This window comes from Streptomyces sp. NPDC006430 (assembly GCF_040612395.1).
Lineage (GTDB): Bacteria > Actinomycetota > Actinomycetes > Streptomycetales > Streptomycetaceae > Streptomyces.
Window position 1 is genome coordinate 525,266 of record NZ_JBEXQA010000002.1, and the last position, 14,861, is coordinate 540,126.

Consider the following 14,861-nt stretch of genomic DNA (forward strand, 5'->3'; position numbering starts at 1 on the left):
CCTTATGCGGAGGTATGCCCGTTTTCTCTCGGGCTTTCTCAGGTCCCTGCGGATCACCCCCCGGTCCGACCGCGCCGCAGCATGGCGAAGCCGAGCCCGGCGGCGCCCACGGCCGCGATACCGCCGCCCGCAGCGAGCAGCAGCACGCCGTCTGCCGCACCGCCGGCCAGCACGTCGACACCGAGCGCCCCGGTGGCCCCGGCGGCGACCGTCCGGGTGTCCGGAGCGGACGCCCGGACGACCCGCCCGTCCCGGGTCCCGGTCTTGTGGCCGGCGGAGCCCGGCGTACCGCTGTGGCCGGCCGTGTCGCCGACCCAGGAGGAAAGTCGCCCGTCCGGCTGGAGGGCCGCGTGCAGTCGGCCCGAGCCGCCGAAGCCGGCGATGCCGGCGCGGCTGGTCAGGGTGGCGGCCGTGGCGCCGCTGGCCGTCAGGATGTCGGCCTGGTAGACGCCCTCGGCGACGCGGTAGACGTTCGCCCGGGAGACGCCGTCCGCGAGGGCGAGGCTCTTGACCAGGGTCCGCGGCGCGACCGCGGAGGAGTACGCGGCCGACGCCGCCGGCACCCCTTCGGCCAGCGCGGACGCGGCGGGCAGCGCGAGCAGGGTTCCGGCGCATGCGGTCACTGCGGCGGCTCGTACGAGAGTGCGGCGGCTGACGGTGCTCACGGAGGGTCCTTCGGTGCCGGTTGAGCCGGTAGGGGCCTGGCGCGTCCAGGCCGGACCACCGTAGGAGGCTCCGGTTGCAGTACGGCGATGGCCGTGTAACAGGAACCCGGCGGAGTTCCGTAGAAGCCGTTACACGACCGAGAACTCCACAAGGGGATTGCCGCGGGGCGCCCGGGCTGCTCCCATGTACGGCGGGGGTGAGGTCCATGCGGGGACTCAAGGTGCTGCCGAGCGGTCGCCCCGGCCGCGGCCGGCTGTACGTCAACTTGCCCGACGGGCAGGCGGTGGCCTGGTACGACCGGCAGACCAACCGGATCAGCGTGCTCGCCGACCAGCACCGCGAGGCGGTCCTGGCGGCGTTACGCCCCTACCTGGCCGGCACTTTCACGATCGGCCCGCCTCCGGTGCCCACACCGGCGGACCTGCTCCGGCTGGCCCTCCCCCCGGACGAGGACCTGGCCCCCAACCGCCCGGGCGAGGACCTGTTGGGCGAACTGGAACACGGCTCGACGGGCGCCCGCGCCCGCCATCGCCTCCGCCAGGACCTGACCGCGCAGCAGCGCATGGGAGACCTCCTCGACGCCCTCGAAGGGGACGGCTGGCGGGTGCTGCACTGCATACCGCTCCCGGGACTGGGCCGCATCGACCACCTGCTCATCGGCCCCGCGGGAACCTTCTGCATCCGTACGCTCCCGGGACGCAGGCAGCGCACGGTCGTCGGCGACCTCCTCCTCGCGGTGGGCCGCACGGAGCCGCGGCCGGACCCGCGCTGGATCCGCCGCGCCGCCGCTGCGGCCACCCGCGCCCTGGCGGCCCCCGTCCTTCCGACCCTGGCCGTGGTCGACGCCTCCCGCATCGAGGTGGCCCCCACGGTCCGCGACATCCACGTCCTCGAACCGGCGACGGCGCCCGCGCACCTCGCGGCGGCCCCCACCACCCTCAAACCCCCGGACGTCGAAGCCCTCTTCAGCCTGGCCCGCGACACCCGCACATGGCGACCGCAGCCAGCGCCGGTCAAATCCCGCCGACCCCGCCCGGCCGCCCAGCCGTTCGAGGTGCGCCGTCCGGGGCGGAGCCCGGGGGGAAACCGCTGAAGGAGCGCCGCGGAACCAGCCCACCAGCCCCGCCCCCTCCGCTCCGGCGCCGCGCCTGCGCCGCCGGACGCGCTCGGGCGCTCCTGCGCCTTACGAGGCACGGCACCGGACGTCGCGGGACCGGTGCCGCTTCCGCTTAGGCCGAAGTCCGCTTCCGCGGAGCCGCCTTCTTCGCCGCCGCGGTGCTCGTCTTCTTGGTCGAGGTCGACTTCGAGGCGGACTTCGAGGCCGACTTCGAAGTGGACTTGTGTGCGGTCGACTTGGTCGACGCAGTCTTCTTCATGCCGCCGGACGCCGTCTTCCTCGCCGCCGCAGTCGTCGACTTCTTGCCGCCGACCGCCTTCGGCGCGGTCGTCGGCGCCTTCCGCCCTCCACCCGACTGCCGGAGGGGTGTGACCTCGGCCTTCCCCTTGCCCTTCTCCGCGGCCCCGACCGCCGATTCGGCACCCGTCTCCCCACGGGACTCCTTGGCCGCTCGCACGCTCTTCTCCAGCGCCGCCATCAGGTCGATGACCTTCCCGCCGGCCGGCTCCACCCCCACCTCCGTCGGGGGCTCGAAGGCGCCCTCCGACTTTGCCGCGATCATCGCCTCGACGGCCTCCCGGTACTCGTCCGTCAGCGAGGACATCTCTACTTCCCCCAACGTGGCCATCAGTGCGTCCGCCAGGTCCAGTTCGGCGTCCCGCACCGACACCTTCCCCTCTGGCGCGACCCCTTCCGGCGCCCGGATCTCGTCCGGCCACAACAGCCCGTGCATCGCGATCACGTCGTCGACGACCCGCAGCATGCCCAGCCGCTCCCGTCCCCGCAGCGCGTACTTGGCGATCGCGACCCGACGGCTGCGCTTCAGTGCCTCCCGCAACAGCGTGTACGGCTTCGCCGCCGTCGCCCCGTTCGCCGCCAGGTAGTACGCCGCGTCCATCTGGAGCGGGTCGATCTCATCGGCCGGTACGAAGGAGACGATCTCGATGGTCTTCGTCGTGGCGATCGGCAGTTGCGCCAGGTCCTCATCCGTGATCGGGATGATCGACCCGTCCGCTTCCTCGTACCCCTTGCCGATCTCGGTGCCGGGCACCTCCTCGCCGTCCACCTCGCAGACCTTGCGGTAGCGGATCCGCCCGCCGTCGTTCAGGTGGATCTGGCGAAAGGAGATCGAGTGGCTCTCGGTGGCGTTCACGAGCTTGATCGGAATGCTGACCAAGCCGAAGGAGATCGCCCCGTTCCAGATGGATCGCACGGTTCCTCCCGTTTCGTGGCAGTCTCATCGTATGACGCCGATCGCCATGGTGGAGGGCCGTCGCATCCCGCTCAGCAATCTCGACAAGGTCCTGTACCCCGAGACCGGCTTCACCAAGGGCGAGGTGCTGCACTACTACGCCACCGTCGCTCCTTCGCTGCTGGCCCACATCCACAACCGGCCCGTGTCGTTCCTGCGCTATCCCGACGGCCCGGACGGCCAGCTCTTCTTCACGAAGAACCCGCCGCCCGGTACGCCCGACTGGGTGCGGACCACTCCGGTGCCCCGCTCCGATGACGCCTCCGCCGAACAGGTGGTCGTCGCCGACCTGTCCTCCCTCATGTGGGCCGCCAACCTCGTCGTCGAGTTCCACACCCCCCAGTGGCCGGCGGGTAGCCCGGGCATCGCCGACCGCCTGATCCTCGACCTCGACCCCGGCCCTCCCGCCACCGTCGTCGAGTGCTGCCTCGTCGCACGGTGGCTGCGCGAGCGCCTCGCCGCCGACGGGCTGCACGCGTACGCCAAGACCTCCGGGGCCAAGGGCATGCACCTGGCCGTGGCCCTGGAGCCGACCCCCTCCGACCGCGTGTCCGAGTACGCCAAGGCGCTGGCGCAGGAGGCCGAGCGGGAGCATCCCGACCTCGTCCTGCACCGCATGGCCAAGGCCCTGCGCCCCGGGAAGGTCTTCGTCGACCACAGCCAGAACGCCGCCGCCAAGACCACCGCCGCCCCCTACACGCTGCGCGCGCGGGCCCGGCCGACCGTCTCCGCACCCGTGTCGTGGCAGGAGGTCGAGGCCTGCCGCACCCCTTCCGACCTGGTCTTCCTCGCCGATGACATTCCGCCCCGGCTGGCCCGTGACGGGGACCTCTTCGGCCCGCTGCTCCTCCCCGACCGGGCCCGTCCGCTCCCCGCACCCCCCAAGGCCGCCAAGGCCGGCAGAACCGCCAGGGGGCGGCCGTGATCCAGGTCGCCCTCGCTTCCCCCGTCCGCAGCCTGCCGCGTGCGGCGGGCCTGGCGTACGAACCGAAGTTCGACGGCCACCGCCTCGTGGTGGTGCGCACCGCGCAGGACGTCGTCCTCCAGGCCCGCTCCGGTCGCATCGTGACCGCGGCGTTCCCCGATCTGGAGGTCGCGGCACGGCAGCTGCCCGCCGATACCGTCCTCGACGGAGAGGTGGTGGTCTGGAACGCCGGCCGTACGGACTTCGCCCTCGTGCAGCGCCGGGCTGCGGCCACGGCCGCGCGGGCCGCCCTGCTCGCCCAGAGCCTGCCGGCCTCGTACGCGGCCTTCGACGTGCTGGAACTGGCCGGGCTGGACCTGCGCGGGCGGCCGTACGAACGGCGCCGGGCGCTCCTGGTGGACCTACTGCTCCCGCTGGGCCCGCCGTTGCAGCCGGTCCCGATGACGACGGACCCGGAGCTGGCCGCAACCTGGTACGAGACGCTGCCCGCCAGCGGGATCGAGGGCCTGGTCGTACCCGGCGGGCCGGCGGGGCTGGCAGAAGCTCCGGCATACGGAGGTGCGGGACGCGGCGGTGGTCGGGTACACGGGTACCCCGCGCCGTCCCCGCGCGCTGGTCCTGGTCCTGCCGGTCGGGGACGAGACCCCGGTGGTGTCGAGCCCGCTGAGCGCCGGGCTACGGGCGGAGGTGGCGGCGGCGGTGGTCGCCCGCGGGGGTCCGGCCCCCGAGGGCGGGGCCACGGTCACCGCGATCGGAGTGGGTGAGGTGCCGTTCCGCCCGCTCGATCCGCCGCTGACGGCGGAGGTTCGGCGCGCCTCGACCCGGCACCCGCCGCCGGAAGTGCTCCGGCTCCGGACGGACCTCTGACCTGCGCGGTGGGGTGGCGCAGGTCAGAGGCGGCGGGCGGCCGGTCAGGCGTTCCCGGTCGGCTTGTCCTGCGGCGGCTGACCGTAGGGTGGCTGCTGCGGGCCGGGGTAGTGGGGCGGGTTCCGGTACCCGGACTCCCGCTCGGACCTCACTTCGTCGGGGTGCGTGGACGTGGTGGAGCCGAAGTTCCCGTAGCCCTGCATCTCGTGCGGGCGCAGACCGCCTTCGGGGATCTCCACGGGGTCGCGCTCCTCGCGGACCTCGTAGACCGCACCGCCGTTGGGCAGGTGGGGCTGGCTCGCGGCGGTCGGCGGCGGGGGCTCCTTGGCCCGGACCCGCTGGCCCAGCTTGAAGGCAGCGATCAGGAAGCCGACCACAAGGATCCCGACGACCGCGAACCATGCGATGTTGGTCAGCGTGTGGTCCACACTCAGGGTCATGTCCATACGTATCATTTTCCCGCATTTAGGATCATTTCACCTATGGCGAGGGAAGATCCTCTGCTCCGGCCACCGATCCGCCTACCCCACCGGATCCGGGGTAGGCGCAGGGGGTGACCGGCTCGAAGGGAGTCAGGAAAATGCCTCGCGGATCTTCACCCAAACGTGAACGCCAGTACGAGCACATCAAGGAGAGCGCCGAGGAGCGCGGCGTGCCCGAGAAGCGGGCCGAGGAGATCGCCGCCCGGACCGTCAACAAGGAACGGGCCCGGGCCGGCGAGTCCGAGACCGCGAGTCCCACCTCGTTGGACGACATGTCCTCCTCCCGGCGCGGCGGCCTGCACTCCCACTCGGGTGCGCAGGGGCCGACGTACGAACAGCTCTACGCCGAGGCCCGGCGCCGCAACATCCACGGCCGCTCCGACATGAACAAGACCCAGCTCAAGCGCGCCTTGGGGAAGTGAGGGACTGGGCCGCAGCCCGGCGCAGTGGGCCGGCGGCAGTGGCCGGAGCCGGCGGCGCCGCGGTCTAGCGGACCCACTGAACGGCGCAACGCGGTCTCGTGTTGGCCCACCTCGCACGCTCCCCTACCCTCCCCACCCGCCGAAACCCACAGATCCGACCCCGCCTCCCCCGTACGGACCACCGGACCCGACTTGCGCCCGAGCGCCGGAAGGGGTTGTTTCGAAGGGGGGCGACGATGTTGGGGATGACCCGAAATGCTCTTCACGGACCGCGAGGACGCAGGACGACGACTGGGCGCGGCACTGCGCGGGTACGCGGCGGACGACCCGGTGGCCCTGGGCCTGCCCCGGGGCGGGGTTCCGGTCGCCTTCCAGGTGGCGCACGCCCTCGACGCCCCCCTCGACGTGATCGTCGTCCGCAAGCTCGGGGTGCCGTACCAGCGCGAGCTGGCGTTCGGTGCCATCGGCGAAGGCGGCGTACGGGTGATCAGCGACGACATCGTGCGGCGCGGCCGGCTCACCCCGCAGGACATCGCGTCCGTCGAGCAGGCGGAGCAGTCGGAACTCGCCCGCCAGGCGGCCCGCTTCCGCGCGGGGCGACCGAAGGTGGACCTCCGCGGACGGACGGCGATCGTGGTGGACGACGGCATCGCGACCGGTGCCACGGCGGCGGCCGCATGCCAGGTCGTACGTGCGCAGGGCGCGTCCCGGGTGGTGATGGCCGTCCCGGTGGCCCCTCCCGACGCGGTCGCCCGGCTGGGCGCGGTGGCGGACGAGGTGGTCTGCCTCTCCGCCCCTCCGGAGTTCTCGGCGGTCGGCCAGTGGTACCGGGACTTCTCGCAGACCACGGACGAGGAGGTCGTCTCCCTCCTCGCCCAGGCGGTCCGGCACCCCACCGCACCGGAGGACGTCTCCGTCCCCGCCGCAGGCCTCCACCTCCCCGGAGACCTCACCCTCCCCCCGGCCGCCCGGGCGGTGGTGGTCTTCGCCCACGGCTCGGGCAGTAGCCGCCACAGCCCCCGCAACCGCGAGGTCGCCGCGACCCTGAACCGCGCCGGCCTCGGCACCCTGCTCTTCGACCTGCTCACCCCGGCCGAGGAGGTGGACCGCTCGCACGTCTTCGACGTGGACAACCTGGCCGCGCGCCTCACCGAGGCCACGACCTGGCTCCGCACCCGAACCCCCGTCCCGATCGCCTACTTCGGTGCGAGCACGGGCGCAGCAGCCGCCCTCACCGCAGCCGCATCCCCCGGGGCGGACACGTACGCCGTGGTCTCCCGCGGCGGTCGACCCGATCTGGCGATCCCCCACCTGGCTTCGGTCCGCGCCCCCACCCTCCTCATCGTGGGCGGTCAGGACCAACTGGTCCTGACCCTCAACCGGGAGGCCCAGAGCCACCTGCGCTGCGAGAACCGCCTGGAGGTCGTCGAGGGCGCGACCCACCTCTTCGAGGAACCGGGAGCCCTCCAGCAGGTGTCCGCCCTCGCCCGCGACTGGTTCACCCACCACCTGCCGGCCTGACCCGGCGCGGGGATCGATCCCCGCGCCGGCCACGCGGTTCCCGCCGTTCCCGCCGTTCCCGCTGCCCCCGCAGGAACCGCGTTGCCCGTTGTCAGATCCGCAGGCAACGGGCAACCCCTTACGCCCCGGTGGCCCGCCGGCGAGGCTGTTCGCAGAGATCGAGCAGGCGATCGAGCAGGCGACCGGGCAGCCGGCGCCGGTCGGTACGGGGAAGGGGGGACGCCGCATGGCCGTGGGAACCGGAACGCAGGTGGACGTCGCGCCTCCCTTCATCGCCGTCCTCGCCGCCCTCCTCGCCGTCGTCCTCGACGTCGTCCCGTGCGTCCTGAAGGGCGGCCGGCCCTGATGTCCACAACGGGTCGCGCCGCCCTCGCCTTCGTGAACCGCAGCCTCGGCGTGCAGGAGGGGATCCCGAGGGCACTCGCCCTGGGCTCGGTCACCACCGCCCTCGGCTCCGGAGTCTTCGCCGCGGGCAGCGCCGTGTTCTTCACCGGGTACGTCGGGTGCAGTGCGACCCAGGTGGGTCTGGGTCTCTCCGCCGCGGCCCTGGTGGTGTTCGCGCTCCAGGTACCGCTCGGCGTACTCGTCGACGCGCTGGGGTCCTGGACGTGCTGGCTGGCTTCCGTGGGCGTGCTGGCGCTGCTCTACACCTGTTACCCGCTGGTCGACGGATTCGGCTGGTTCCTGGTCGTCATCGTGCTGTCGGCCCTCGGCTCGGCCACGGGTGGGCTGAGCCGGGGCCGCTACCTGGGTGACGTGCTGGGCACCGAGGCCAGGGTGCGGGCCAGTGCCCGGCTGCGGGTCAACGCCAACATCGGCATGTCCCTCGGCATGCTGCTGGCGGCGGCGGCCCTCGCCGTCGGCACCAGGGAGGCGTACATCGCCCTGCCCGTACTCAACGCGGTCAGCTACGTCGTCGACCTGGTCCTCATCGGCTGCTTCCTGCGCCGGACGGAACCCGCCCCGCGCGGCCCGGCCAAGCTCGGTGGGGCCGCGGTGCAGGACGGCCCGTTCCTGCTGCTGACCGTGATCAACGGCGTGATGATGGTCAACGACACGATCCTCAGCGTGGTCATGCCGCTGTGGGTGCTGCGGCGCACCGACGCGCCCGCCGCCACCGTCGCTGCGGTGGTGCTGCTCAACACCGTCCTTTCGGTGTTCTGCCAGGTGCGGGCCAGCCGCGGTGCGGAACACGTGCCGGGCGCCGCACGGGCACAGCGCCGGGCCGGATACGCGATCGCCGCATCGTGCGTCGTGTTCGGCGCCACCCAGGCCACCTCGGGTGCGGTGACGCTCCTGCTGCTTGCCCTGGCCACGGTCGCCCTGACCGCCGGCGAGTTGCTGGAGGCGGCGGCAGCCTGGGGGATCTCGTACAGGCTGTCGCCGGACGACCGCCGCGGCGAGTACCTCGCCCTCTTCGGGTTGGGGCCCCAGTTCATGAACATCATCGGTCCGGTCGCGCTGACCGGCCTCACCTTGGCGTACGGCTGGCTGGCCTGGCTCGGGATCGGTGCGGTGGTCCTCTTCGCGGGGGCTGCGGCGTCGCCCGCGGCGGCTTGGGCCGTACGGCGCGCAGACGCGCCGCGGACCCGCTCGGAGGACCTCGTATGAAGGCGTTCATCCTCGCCGCCGGACTCGGCGAACGGCTGCGGCCGTTGACCGACGAGCTGCCCAAGCCCCTGGTGCCGGTGTTCAACCGGCCGGTCATCGGCCACGTCATCGACGCGCTGCGCGCCGCGGGGTGCGACGAGATCGGGATCAACGTGCACGCCTTCCCGGACCTGATGGCGTCCTATCTGGGCGAGCACCGGGCCGACGCGGCAGGACTGAGACTCTTCCAGGAAGCGGACCTGCTCGGTTCGGTCGGCACCCTGCGTGCGTTCCGTGAGTTCTTCGCCACCGGGCCCGTGCTGGTCACCTGCGCGGACATGGTCAGCACCACCGACTTCGGCGGGCTCGTCGCCCAGCACCTCGAACGCCGACCCACGGTCACGTTGGCCGGAGCGCCGGTTCCCGAGGACTGGGGCGGGGACTACGTCGAGACGGCCGACGGGGTGTCCGTCTCGCGGTTCGTCTACAAACCGGGAAGACCGGTGGGCGGCTCCTCGACCGGCTGCTTCGGGACCTGGATCGTGGAACCCGACGTGCTGGCCGGCGCCGCGCCGGACGCCTTCGACATGGCCCGCGACGTGCTGACCACCCTGCCGGCCCGCGGCCGGACCGTCGAGGTGTTCGACGGGGGCGTGGTCAAACTGTGCGACGTCGGCGAAGCGGACCTCCTCCACCTGGCCAACACCCTCGGCATCGAAGGCCGGTTCGGGGCCGGGCACCGGGGCCGGGAACGCCGGCCCGGCGTGTACGACGAGGGGTTCGCCGACCTCACCGCCCCGGCCACCATCGTCGGCCCGGTGCTGCTCGGGCGGGACGTCTCGCTCGGCCACGGCTGCGAGCTGATCGGCCCGCTGGTCCTCGGGCACGGCGTGACCGTCGGCTCCGGGGCCACCGTCACCGACAGCGTCCTGCTGCCGGGGAGCACCGTACCGGCCGGCACGCGCATCAGCGGGGCGGTGTACGGCGACCCGGCCGCGGTCTGGCCCGCCATGCTGCCGCACCTGTACTGAGCAGGGCCGCCCGTCCCACCGGCCCGCACCACGCACGCAACCAGGAGGAACCATGACCCCGGCCACGGACGAGGCCGTGCGGCAGCGCTACCGGCACACCATTGCGGTGACCGTCGCGCAGGAGGCCCTGCTGTACGACCGGATCGCCCGGCTGTACCGCTCGGAGGCACAGCCGGACAACCCTGCGGCGCGGCTGGCGACCACCCTGCGCCATGCCGTGCGGGACGTGCCGGCCTACCGGGAAGTAGCCGTCTTGGAGGCGGACTTCGCGGACCCGTACGGCGCACTGGCCCGCTTCCCGCTGATCTCCAAACGCGACCTGCGGGACCGCCTGGTGGACTTCTGCAGCGACTCCATCGACCCCGACGCGTGCCGGTTCGGCACGACGTCGGGAACCACCGGCATGCCGCTGAAGGTCATCCACAGCCTGGACCACATCGTGTCCGAGTACGCCACCGCCCTGCGCCGCAACCGCGCCCTCGGGCTGCCCGAGCGGCGCCGCATCATCGAGCCGATGAAGACGGTCCCGCTGCCGTGGACCGAGTACGAGTCCCCGGCCCGCTGGCACTCGGTGGTCGCGGAGTTCGGCACCGGTCCGGGCGGCGAGTCGGCCGACGTGCTCGCCCAGGTGCAGCGCTTCAACCCGGACGTGGTGTACGGGCACCCTTCGGACTGCGTGGCGTTCGCCCAGCGGCTCAATGCCGGCGGCGTCGCGGTGGCGCCGCGCCTGGTCGTGACGTACGGCGAATACGTCTCGGATGCCGTGCGCAGCTACCTGGAATCCTCCTTCAGTCCGGCTCGGGTCATCGATTTCTATGCGATGTACGAGTTCGGGACCATCGCTGTGCGGTGTGCCGAAGGGCGCTACCACGTCGAGGAAAAGGTTTTCGTCGAAGTGGTGTCCGAAGATGGTTCCGATATTCCTCTGGGAAATGTCGGAGAAATTGTCGTCACGGGATTGACCAATGACGTGATGCCCTTGATAAGGTACAGAACAGGGGATTTCGGAAAGCTGGTCGAAGGAATCTGCGCCTGCGGCGCAGAAGGCCGGGCGCTGACTGAACTCGTCGGCCGGGAATCCGGTGTCATCTCCTTTGATGACGGTGCTGAGGTGCGCCTCAGTGGTGTGACGCGCATTCTTCGCCGCTACCCGCTGCTGCGGTTCCAGATCGTCCGGGACGCTGAATCCAGCTTCTCGGTCCGCATTCAGCCCGCCGCTGGATTCGAAGAGTCGCAGCTTGCCGAGATGCGTGACTTCCTGACCCGGCAATTGTTCGGACGGCCGGTCGCGCTACAGGTGGTCGGACCCGCCGAATTCATCCCGGATGATCGCCGGAAGGCCGTCGACTACATCGATCTGTACGCCGCGCGGTAAAAGCTTGCGGAATCGTTTGGTTCCGCGCAGATATCCGGTTTCTTCCCCCGGGAAGCCGGTGTCCCCACCCCACGCGAAAGGAGGTGTCCACATGAGCAAGCTCGACGCGATCAAGAAGATCCAGGAGATGCGCCTGAAGGAGGGCCTCTTCTAAGCCCCCTGGCGAGGGTCGGGGCCCGGCTCAGCGAGCCGGGCCCCGACCCCACCCCGCCGAGATCACCGAGATCACCGAGATCACCGAGACCCACCGAGCGCCCTCCCCCGGGCCGAGGGGCACGTCACGAGCCCCCACAAGCAGACGTCACGTCCGATCGGAGCAGCAATGACCCGCGAAGCCGGCCCCCAGCCCGCTGCATGGGGAATGCGCGTGCCGGCCACGCGCAGCGCGGCGCACTGGAGCGCGGAGCAGGAAACCATCGGCCCCGGCCTCCAGGCAGTGATGCTCTGGGCCAAGTTCTGCGTGGCGGCGGCCGACGGCGCCGTGATCGAGGACCTCGACGGCAACCGCGTCCTGGACTTCCAGGGCGCCGGCGGCGTCAACTCCATCGGTCACGCCCATCCCCGCTTCGTACAGGAGATGGCCCGGCAGCTGACGACCTGGACCGCAGGCGCCCTCGGCTCCCCGGCCCGGCTGGACATGGTCCGCGTGCTCCAGGAGTTCCTGCCCGCTCCGTTCGACCGGATCCAGCTCTACAGCGGCGGAACCGAGGCCGTCGAGGCCGCGCTCCGGCTCGCCAAGTCCACCACCGGCAAGCACGAGTTCCTGTCCTTCTGGGGCGGCTTCCACGGCAAGACCATGGGCAGCCTGGCACTGACCACCGGCAGCGCCCGCTCCGGCCTGGGGCCGCTGCCCAGCGGCAACTTCAGCGCCCCGTACGCGAACTGCTACCGCTGCCCGCTGAAGCTCAGCTATCCGAGCTGCGGTCTGGCCTGCGTGGACAGCGCCCGAGAGGTGATCAAGCAGCACTCGACCGGTGCGCTCGCCGCGATCGTCGTGGAGCCCGTACAGGGCCGCTCGGGCAACGTCGTGCCCCCGCCCGGCTACCTCGCCGCGCTGTCCTCGGTGGCCCGCGAGTTCGACGCGGTGCTGATCTCCGACGAGATGATGACCGGCTTCGGCCGGACCGGCACGGCCTTCGCCTACCAGCACGACCAGGTCGAACCCGACATCCTCACGGTCGGCAAGGGCATGGGGTCCGGCTACCCGGTCTCCGGCGTCATCGCGTCCACCGAGACGATGTCCGCCGCCCCGTTCAGCGACCCGAGCGCCAGCTCGTCGAGCTTCGGCGCCTTCCCGATGGCCTGCCGTGCCGTGGCCACCACCGTGGAGATCATCCAGGAGGAGGACCTGGCCGCCCGCGCGATGCGACTGGGCAAGCAACTCCTGGAATCGCTGAAACCGTTGGTGGACAGTGCCCCGCTGGTGGGCGACGTGCGCGGGCTCGGTCTGGCGCTGGGCATCGAACTGGTCGCGGACAAGGACACCAAGGAGCCCGCGGACCCGGCAACGGTGCGACGGGCCTACCTGGCGCTGCTGGAAGCCGGCGTGATGGTGATGACCGGCGGCAACACCCTGCGGCTCTACCCGCCGCTCACCGTGGACGAGGACCAGGCCGCCGAGGCCGCGGAGATCGTCCGCGTGACCCTGAACGCCCTACCGGGGCCGACCGGACGGACCGGGGGCACCCGATGAAGGTCGCGCTCGTCGGATTCGGCACCGCGGGCGAGGCGCGCGTCGCCGCGTACCGCTCGGTGCCCACCGCGTCCGTCACCGCCGTGGTCGACCCCTCGCCGCTGCGCCGGGCCCGCGCCCGGGCCCTGCTCCCGGGCGTGACCACGTACACCCACCTGAACGCGCTGCTCGACCGCGGGGCGGTGGACGTGGTCGACATCTGCGCGCCGCCCGTGCACCACGCCCCCTACGCGGCGCTGGCACTGACGTCGGGGCACCACGTGATCTGCGAGAAGCCCGTGGCCTTCCTCGACGAGGAGGCCCGCGGCCTGGCCGAGCTCTCGCGCCAACACGGCCGGCTCTTCTACCCGGCGCACAACTACCACTTCTCGCCGATGATGGCCGAACTGACCGCCGGGATGTCCGGGGACCGGGACGGCGCGCCGATGGACCTCACCATCGAGATCCTGCGCCCGCGACACGCCGCGGGGGTCACCGCGTGGCAGGCCGACTGGCGCACCGACGCCGCACTGGCCGGCGGCGGCATCCTGCTCGACCACGGATCGCACTGCATCTACATGGCCACCCGGCTGTTCGGCGGGACCCCAGACAAGGTCTCCTGCCGCATGCAGCTCGACCCCGGAGCGCCCGCAGGCGCGGGCGTCGACCTGGCCACCGAGCTGGAGATGACGTTCCCCGCGGGGGTGTGCCGCGTCCACCTCAGCTGGATCAGCACCGTGCGCAGCAACCGCTACACCCTCTACACGGCTACGCGTGCGACGGACATCCACGACGACGTGGTCACCGTGGACGGGCCCGCCGGCCGCACCCGGCGCGCCCTGCGCTCGCCCACCGAGAGCTCCACCCACGAGGAGTGGTTCGCCGCGATGTTCGCGGACTTCACCGAGGTGCTGGCGGACCGCGCGGAGTGGGAGCGCCCGCTCGGCGAGGCGGTGTCCACCGTACGGGTCACCGAAGCCGCGTACGCCTCGGCCCGACACGACGGCCTTCCCCGGAGCCTGCGGTGAGCACCGGACTCCGGCTGGGCTTCGACGTCGGGGGCACCAACGTTCGCGCCGGTCTGGTGCGGGCCGACGGCACCCTGGCGGCCCCGCTGTACGACGTACCCCGCGAGGGCGACCTGATCCGCCAGCTCGCCGACGCCGCCGAGGAGTTCCACGCCGCCGCCCGCCGCGCCGGACGGTCGATCGCCGGCGCGGGGATCGCCCTGCCCGGCTCCCTCGACCCGGACACCGGGGTGGTCTCCTCCGCCCCCGGGGCCGTGGAACTGCTCGGCCTGGACCCCCGCGACATCGTGCTCGGCCCGGTGACCGTGACCCACGTCGTCAACGACGCCGACGCCGCACTGCTCGCCGAGTGGTGCCACGGCGCCGCCCGCGGAGCCCGGCACGCGGTGGGAGTCTTCGCGGGCACCGGCATCGGCGGCGGGGCGGTCGTCGACGGCCGCCCGCTGCTCGGCGCCACCGGGCTGGCCGGCGAGGTGGGCCACCTGCCGTTGGTTCCGGACGGCCCGGACTGCCCCTGCGGCGGCACCGGCTGCCTCGAACAGGCGGCCTCCGGCACGGCCGTGGCCCGCTGGTACGTCGTCCGCGCGGGACGGAAGCTGCCGGGCGGCGCCGCCGAAGTGGCCGCGGTGGCCCGCGGCGGTGACCGCCTCGCGCAGCAGGCCTTCGCGGAGGCCGGCGCATGGCTGGGCGTGGGCGTCGCGGCCCTCGTCAACCTCCTCAACCCGCAGGTCGTGGTGGTCGGTGGCGGTATGGCCGCGGCCTGGGACCTGTTCGGCGCCGTCCTGGAGGACACCGCGCGCCGCCGCGCGATGCCCCTGCCGGCCCGGGCCGTCCGGATCGTGCCCGGCACCCTCGGCCGGGCGGCCGGCGTGATCGGCGCGGCCCGCCCCCCGTCGCCGCACTGAACCCGGTC

13 protein-coding genes and 1 pseudogene are annotated in these 14,861 nt (G+C 72.4%); 11 read left to right on the top strand and 3 right to left on the bottom strand.

Translation table 11 applies throughout. The features are described from left to right. Positions 1 to 53: 53 nt before the first annotated feature. Positions 54 to 665 (bottom strand): hypothetical protein, encoded by a 612-nt coding sequence (locus tag ABZZ20_RS05560; protein ID WP_356866986.1) that lies wholly within the window; start codon positions 663 to 665, stop codon positions 54 to 56. Positions 666 to 871: 206 nt separating this feature from the next. On the opposite strand from ABZZ20_RS05560, the gene ABZZ20_RS05565 reads away from it, so the two are divergent. After that, entirely contained in the window at positions 872 to 1,759 is an 888-nt protein-coding gene (locus ABZZ20_RS05565) for a nuclease-related domain-containing protein (protein WP_356866987.1), read from the top strand. Between the two features lie 136 nt (positions 1,760 to 1,895). On the opposite strand, the gene ABZZ20_RS05570 is transcribed toward ABZZ20_RS05565, so the two are convergent. After that, a complete protein-coding gene (locus ABZZ20_RS05570) occupies positions 1,896 to 2,996 on the bottom strand; it encodes a Ku protein (RefSeq protein ID WP_356866989.1) in 1,101 nt (366 codons plus the stop codon). Positions 2,997 to 3,027: 31 nt separating this feature from the next. Here ABZZ20_RS05570 and ligD point away from each other — a divergent pair, with 31 nt between their 5' ends. After that, positions 3,028 to 3,960 carry a non-homologous end-joining DNA ligase gene (gene ligD, locus ABZZ20_RS05575; RefSeq protein WP_356866991.1) on the top strand — a complete coding sequence of 311 codons (933 nt, stop codon included), beginning with the start codon at positions 3,028 to 3,030 and terminating at the stop codon, positions 3,958 to 3,960. Beyond that, positions 3,960 to 4,827: pseudogene (locus tag ABZZ20_RS05580) on the top strand (ATP-dependent DNA ligase). The gene ligD and the pseudogene ABZZ20_RS05580 overlap by 1 nt, the downstream one beginning before the upstream one ends. Before the next feature lie 44 nt (positions 4,828 to 4,871). Here the strand turns inward: ABZZ20_RS05580 and ABZZ20_RS05585 are convergent. Beyond that, complete coding sequence (locus ABZZ20_RS05585; protein ID WP_356866993.1) at positions 4,872 to 5,273, bottom strand: DUF6479 family protein; 402 nt, start codon at positions 5,271 to 5,273, stop codon at positions 4,872 to 4,874. A gap of 134 nt (positions 5,274 to 5,407) precedes the next feature. Here ABZZ20_RS05585 and ABZZ20_RS05590 point away from each other — a divergent pair, with 134 nt between their 5' ends. The 8 genes from ABZZ20_RS05590 (at position 5,408) to ABZZ20_RS05625 (ending at position 14,853) form a co-directional block, all read left to right on the top strand. Continuing rightward, positions 5,408 to 5,731: a plasmid stabilization protein gene (locus ABZZ20_RS05590; protein ID WP_356866995.1), complete on the top strand. Its 324-nt coding sequence runs from the start codon at positions 5,408 to 5,410 to the stop codon at positions 5,729 to 5,731. Between the two features lie 255 nt (positions 5,732 to 5,986). Then, positions 5,987 to 7,252: a phosphoribosyltransferase gene (locus ABZZ20_RS05595; protein ID WP_356866997.1), complete on the top strand. Its 1,266-nt coding sequence runs from the start codon at positions 5,987 to 5,989 to the stop codon at positions 7,250 to 7,252. 345 nt (positions 7,253 to 7,597) lie between these two features. Continuing rightward, a complete protein-coding gene (locus tag ABZZ20_RS05600; RefSeq protein ID WP_356866999.1) occupies positions 7,598 to 8,863 on the top strand; it encodes an MFS transporter in 1,266 nt (421 codons plus the stop codon). Beyond that, entirely contained in the window at positions 8,860 to 9,873 is a 1,014-nt protein-coding gene (locus tag ABZZ20_RS05605; protein ID WP_356867001.1) for an NDP-sugar synthase, read from the top strand. Before ABZZ20_RS05600 ends, ABZZ20_RS05605 begins: the two co-directional genes overlap by 4 nt. Positions 9,874 to 9,925: 52 nt before the next feature. After that, positions 9,926 to 11,248: a hypothetical protein gene (locus tag ABZZ20_RS05610; RefSeq protein WP_356867003.1), complete on the top strand. Its 1,323-nt coding sequence runs from the start codon at positions 9,926 to 9,928 to the stop codon at positions 11,246 to 11,248. A 322-nt stretch (positions 11,249 to 11,570) separates the two neighbouring features. Further along, positions 11,571 to 12,941, top strand: a complete 1,371-nt coding sequence (locus ABZZ20_RS05615; RefSeq protein WP_356867005.1) for an aspartate aminotransferase family protein — start codon at positions 11,571 to 11,573, stop codon at positions 12,939 to 12,941. Then, complete coding sequence (locus tag ABZZ20_RS05620; protein ID WP_356867007.1) at positions 12,938 to 13,948, top strand: Gfo/Idh/MocA family oxidoreductase; 1,011 nt, start codon at positions 12,938 to 12,940, stop codon at positions 13,946 to 13,948. Before ABZZ20_RS05615 ends, ABZZ20_RS05620 begins: the two co-directional genes overlap by 4 nt. Then, positions 13,945 to 14,853, top strand: coding sequence for an ROK family protein (locus tag ABZZ20_RS05625; RefSeq protein ID WP_356867009.1), 909 nt, complete (start codon positions 13,945 to 13,947; stop codon positions 14,851 to 14,853). Before ABZZ20_RS05620 ends, ABZZ20_RS05625 begins: the two co-directional genes overlap by 4 nt. Positions 14,854 to 14,861 lie beyond the last annotated feature (8 nt).

Excerpts from the sequence above, each read along its gene's own strand:
- ABZZ20_RS05615 (WP_356867005.1), top strand. The coding sequence starts at position 11,571 with ATGACCCGCGAAGCCGGCCCCCAGCCCGCTGCATGGGGAATGCGCGTG.
- ABZZ20_RS05565 (WP_356866987.1), top strand. The coding sequence starts at position 872 with ATGCGGGGACTCAAGGTGCTGCCGAGCGGTCGCCCCGGCCGCGGCCGG.
- ABZZ20_RS05620 (WP_356867007.1), top strand. The coding sequence starts at position 12,938 with ATGAAGGTCGCGCTCGTCGGATTCGGCACCGCGGGCGAGGCGCGCGTC.
- ABZZ20_RS05610 (WP_356867003.1), top strand. The coding sequence starts at position 9,926 with ATGACCCCGGCCACGGACGAGGCCGTGCGGCAGCGCTACCGGCACACC.
- ABZZ20_RS05605 (WP_356867001.1), top strand. The coding sequence starts at position 8,860 with ATGAAGGCGTTCATCCTCGCCGCCGGACTCGGCGAACGGCTGCGGCCG.
- ABZZ20_RS05600 (WP_356866999.1), top strand. The coding sequence starts at position 7,598 with ATGTCCACAACGGGTCGCGCCGCCCTCGCCTTCGTGAACCGCAGCCTC.
- ligD (WP_356866991.1), top strand. The coding sequence starts at position 3,028 with ATGACGCCGATCGCCATGGTGGAGGGCCGTCGCATCCCGCTCAGCAAT.
- ABZZ20_RS05590 (WP_356866995.1), top strand. The coding sequence starts at position 5,408 with ATGCCTCGCGGATCTTCACCCAAACGTGAACGCCAGTACGAGCACATC.
- ABZZ20_RS05595 (WP_356866997.1), top strand. The coding sequence starts at position 5,987 with ATGCTCTTCACGGACCGCGAGGACGCAGGACGACGACTGGGCGCGGCA.
- ABZZ20_RS05585 (WP_356866993.1), bottom strand. The coding sequence starts at position 5,273 with ATGGACATGACCCTGAGTGTGGACCACACGCTGACCAACATCGCATGG.